The sequence below is a fragment of the Mycobacterium sp. genome (assembly GCF_019243155.1).
Taxonomy (GTDB): Bacteria; Actinomycetota; Actinomycetes; order Mycobacteriales; family Mycobacteriaceae; genus Mycobacterium.
The window spans coordinates 1-4375 of sequence record NZ_JAFAUS010000313.1 but is presented as its reverse complement, the minus strand read 5'-3'; the positions used below and the strand labels follow the sequence as shown (position 1 = coordinate 4375).

Sequence of the window (4375 nt, the reverse complement as noted above, 5' to 3'; positions counted from 1 at the left end):
ACAGCGCGGCAACAAGGGGTTTGACGGCAAGTGATCGCGTGCTGTCCAGCGCATCGTGGCCCGGCCACGCCGAACTGATCGACGGCCTGCTCGCGATCATGGCCGTCGGCGCCTCGCTGGTGCAGGTGGCCAACCCCGACCCGTCGGGGCTGCAACGCAGGATCGAGACCGAGAAGGTCACCCGCGTTCTGTAACCGGCTTCGTTCGGAGCAATCCATGTTGATATCGCTATATATCAATGTTAACGTCGGTCTAGCGCTGGTTGACGCTCCGACGAACAAAGAGAAAGGTTCACGCAATGGCGGTCTACGGGCTATTGGCGAAAGCGGCGGGGACGGTATTCACGGGACTGGTCGGCGTGACGGCCTACGAAGTGGTGCGCAAGGCCGCGGCCAAGGCCCCGCTGCACGAGACCGCGGTGGCGACCGCAGAGCTCGGGCTGCGCGGAACCCGCAGGGCCGAGGTGGCCGCGGAATCGGCGCGTCTGAAGATCGCCGACGTGATGGCCGAGGCCCGCGAGCGTATCGGCGAGGAGGCGCCCACTCCGTCCGTGACCGAAGTGCACGACCACGAGCACTGATCGCGCGACATGAACCTCGCCCTGGTCCCCGACCTGGATTTGTCGAATGACCCTGCGCTGCAATTGATTTCGGATGCGGCTGGCCGCATGCGGCTCTCCGTGGAGTGGGTGCGCGGCGATTCCAGGCGAGCGGTGGCGGTCGAGGAGACCGTCGCCAAGGAGGACGGGGTGCGGGCGGTGCACGCGTACCCGCGCACGGGATCGGTCGTCGTCTGGTACTCCCCCCGTCGCGCTGACCGCGCCGCGCTGCTGGCGGCTATCGCCTCCGCGGCGCACGTCGCCGCCGAGCTGATCCCGGCACGGGCGCCGCATTCGTCGGAGATCCGCAACACCGACGTGCTGAGGATGGTGATCGGTGGCGCGGCCCTGGCCCTGCTCGGCGTGCGCCGCTACGTGTTCGCAAGGCCGCCGCTGCTCGGCCCGAACGGGCGCGTGCTGGCCACCGGCGTCACCATCTTCACCGGCTACCCGTTCCTGCGCGGTGCCGTGCGCTCGCTGCGGTCCGGCAGGGCCGGCACCGACGCGCTGGTCTCGGCCGCGACAGTCGCGAGCCTGATCCTGCGCGAGAACGTGGTCGCACTGACCGTGCTGTGGCTGCTCAATATCGGTGAATACCTGCAGGATCTGACCCTGCGGCGCACCCGGCGCGCCATCTCGGAGTTGCTGCGCGGCAGCCAGGACACGGCCTGGATCCGGCTGGCCAACCCTTCTGGCGGCCTGGAGCCTGGCACCGAAGTGCAGGTGCCGATCGACACCGTCGAGATCGGCGACGAGGTGGTGATCCACGACCACATCGCGATCCCGGTGGACGGCGAAGTGGTCGACGGCGAGGCCGTCGTCAACCAGTCCGCGATCACCGGTGAGAACCTTCCCGTGAGCGTCACGGTCGGCGCGCACGTGCACGCCGGTTCGGTGGTGGTGCGCGGCCGCCTGGTGGTGCGCGCGGAGGCCGTTGGCAGCCAGACCGCGATCGGGCGCATCATCACGCGGGTCGAAGAGGCCCAGCACGACCGGGCACCCATCCAGACGGTCGGCGAAAACTTCTCTCGCCGTTTCGTTCCCACCTCGTTCGTCGTCTCCGCCATCACTCTGCTCGTCACCAGGGACGTTCGCCGCGCGATGACCATGCTGCTGATCGCATGCCCGTGCGCGGTCGGCCTGTCCACCCCGACCGCGATCAGCGCCGCGATCGGAAACGGCGCGCGCAGAGGCATTTTGATCAAGGGCGGGTCGCACCTCGAACAGGCGGGCCGGGTCGACGCGATCGTCTTCGACAAGACCGGGACCCTGACCGTCGGACGCCCCGTGGTTACCAATATCGTTGCCATGCATAAGGATTGGGAGCCCGAGCAAGTGCTGGCCTATGCCGCCAGCTCGGAGATCCACTCGCGCCATCCACTGGCCGAGGCCGTGATCCGCTCCACCGAGGAACGCCACATCACCATCCCGCCGCACGAGGAGTGCGAGGTGCTGGTCGGGCTGGGCATGCGGACCTGGGCCGACGGCCGCACCCTGCTGCTGGGCAGCCCGTCGCTGCTGCGGGCCGAGAAGGTCAAGGTGTCCAAGAAGGCCTCGGAGTGGGTGGACAAGCTGCGCCGCCAGGCCGAGATGCCGTTGCTGCTGGCGGTGGACGGCACGCTGGTGGGCGTGATCAGCCTGCGCGACGAGGTGCGGCCCGAGGCCGCCGAGGTGCTGAACCAGTTGCGCGCCAACGGTGTTCGCCGCATCGTGATGCTCACCGGCGATCATCCCGACATCGCGGAGGTCGTCGCGGGCGAGCTCGGGATCGACGAGTGGCGCGCCGAGGTGATGCCGGAGGACAAACTCGCGGTGGTGCGCGAGCTACAGGACGAGGGCTTCGTCGTCGGCATGGTCGGCGACGGCATCAACGACGCGCCGGCGCTGGCCGCCGCCGACATCGGCATCGCCATGGGTCTGGCCGGAACCGACGTCGCGGTCGAGACCGCCGACGTCGCCCTGGCCAACGACGATCTGCATCGCCTGCTCGACGTGCGGGACCTGGGCGCCCGCGCCGTCGACGTCATCCGGGAGAACTACGGGATGTCCATCGCCGTCAACGCGGCCGGGCTGATCATCGGCGCCGGCGGTGCGTTGTCCCCCGTGCTGGCCGCGATCCTGCACAACGCGTCGTCGGTGGCCGTCGTCGCGAACAGCTCGCGATTGATTCGGTACCGCCTCGATTAGTACCCGCACGTGTGGGCGCCTCCAACCGTGTCAAGGTGCCGCATCGCTTCTAGTTATGCTGGCTAATCAGCAGAGGAGGAAGGAATTTCATGGCGCGCACCGACAACGACTCCTGGGACCTGGCGACCAGCGTGGGAGCCACGGCCACCATGGTGGCGGCGGGAAGGGCGCGGGCCACCCGGGACGCCCTGATCGACGACCGGTTCGCCGAGCCGCTGGTGCGTGCCGTCGGCGTCGACTTCATGACCCGGTGGGCCGCCGGTGAGCTCGACACCGCCGACGTCGACGTGCCCGGTGCCCCGTGGGGCATGCAGCGCATGACCGACATGCTGGCCGCCCGCACCCGCTACATCGACGCGTTCTTCTCCGAAGCGGTGACGGCGGGCATCCGCCAGGTGGTCATCCTGGCCTCCGGACTGGACGCGCGCGCCTACCGGCTGCCCTGGCCGCCGGGCACCACCGTGTTCGAGATAGACCAGCCACAAGTCCTCGAATTCAAGGCCGCCACCATCGCCGAACTCGGCGCCAAGCCCACCGCCGAGGTGCGCGCAGTTCCGGTCGACCTGCGCCACGACTGGCCGTCCGCCTTGCGGCACGCCGGCTTGGACACCGAAAGCCCGGCCGCCTGGGCCGCCGAGGGACTGGTCGGCTTCCTGCCGCCCGCTGCTCAGGATCTGTTGCTGGACAACATCACCGCGCTGAGCGCCCACGGCAGTCGGTTGGTGGCCGAGGTCTTCGTGAACACGGGGATCAACGGGGACGCGCTGAACGCGGCGAGCGAGAAGTGGCGGCAGAACGGCCTCGAGATCGCCCTGGGCGATCTGGGCTACCCCGGCGAGCGCAACGACGTGGCGACCTATCTACAGAACCACGGGTGGCAAGCGGCCCCCACGTCGCTGAATGAGTTGTTGGCCGACAACGGACTGCCGGTGCAGTCGAACGATCCCGATGCGCCGTTCGCCAGGAACTACTACTGCACCGCGGTGTTGCAGAAGGCAGCTTAAAGGAAGGCTACACATGCCAAACAGCAAGCCCGCCAAGCCACTTGACGGATTCCGGGTGCTCGACTTCACCCAGAACATCGCCGGGCCGATGGCCGGGCAGGTACTGGCCGACCTCGGCGCCGAGGTCATCAAGATCGAGGCGCCGGTCGGCGAGGCCGCCCGGCACATCACCGCCGTGCTGCCCGGCCGTCCGCCGCTGGCCACGCTGTTCCTTCCCCACAACCGCGGCAAGAAGTCGGTGGTGGCCGACCTCACCAACGACGAGACCAAGCAGCAGATCCTGCGGCTCGCCGACACCGCCGACGTCGTGCTGGAAGGGTTTCGCCCTGGCGTGATGGAGCGCCTCGGCCTGGGGCCCGACGAATTGCGCTCGCGCAACCCGAAATTGATCTACGCGCGGCTGTCGGCCTACGGCGGCAACGGCCCAAACGGCAGTCGGCCGGGCGTCGACCTGATGGTGGCCGCCGAGTCCGGCATGACCACCGGGATGCCCACGCCGACCGGCAAGCCGCAGATCATCCCGTTCCAGCTCGTCGACGCCGCCAGCGGTCACGTGCTGGCCCAGGCGGTGCTGGGCGCGCTGCTC

At 68.8% G+C, this 4375-nt stretch carries 4 protein-coding genes and 1 pseudogene; all 5 read left to right on the top strand.

Translation table 11 applies throughout. The features are described 5' to 3' along the window. Positions 1 to 194: pseudogene (locus JOZ00_RS15970) on the top strand (TIGR03089 family protein); the annotation flags it as partial. Between the two features lie 104 nt (positions 195 to 298). Then, a complete protein-coding gene (locus JOZ00_RS15965) occupies positions 299 to 580 on the top strand; it encodes a DUF1490 family protein (protein WP_293345197.1) in 282 nt (93 codons plus the stop codon). 9 nt (positions 581 to 589) lie between these two features. Next, positions 590 to 2785, top strand: coding sequence for a manganese-exporting P-type ATPase CtpC (gene ctpC / locus JOZ00_RS15960; RefSeq protein ID WP_293345195.1), 2196 nt, complete (start codon positions 590 to 592; stop codon positions 2783 to 2785). A gap of 89 nt (positions 2786 to 2874) precedes the next feature. Continuing rightward, positions 2875 to 3789 carry a class I SAM-dependent methyltransferase gene (locus tag JOZ00_RS15955; protein WP_293345193.1) on the top strand — a complete coding sequence of 305 codons (915 nt, stop codon included), beginning with the start codon at positions 2875 to 2877 and terminating at the stop codon, positions 3787 to 3789. Positions 3790 to 3802: 13 nt separating this feature from the next. Beyond that, positions 3803 to 4375 (top strand): CoA transferase (locus tag JOZ00_RS15950; RefSeq protein ID WP_293345191.1); only part of this gene is annotated, 573 nt, incomplete at its 3' end.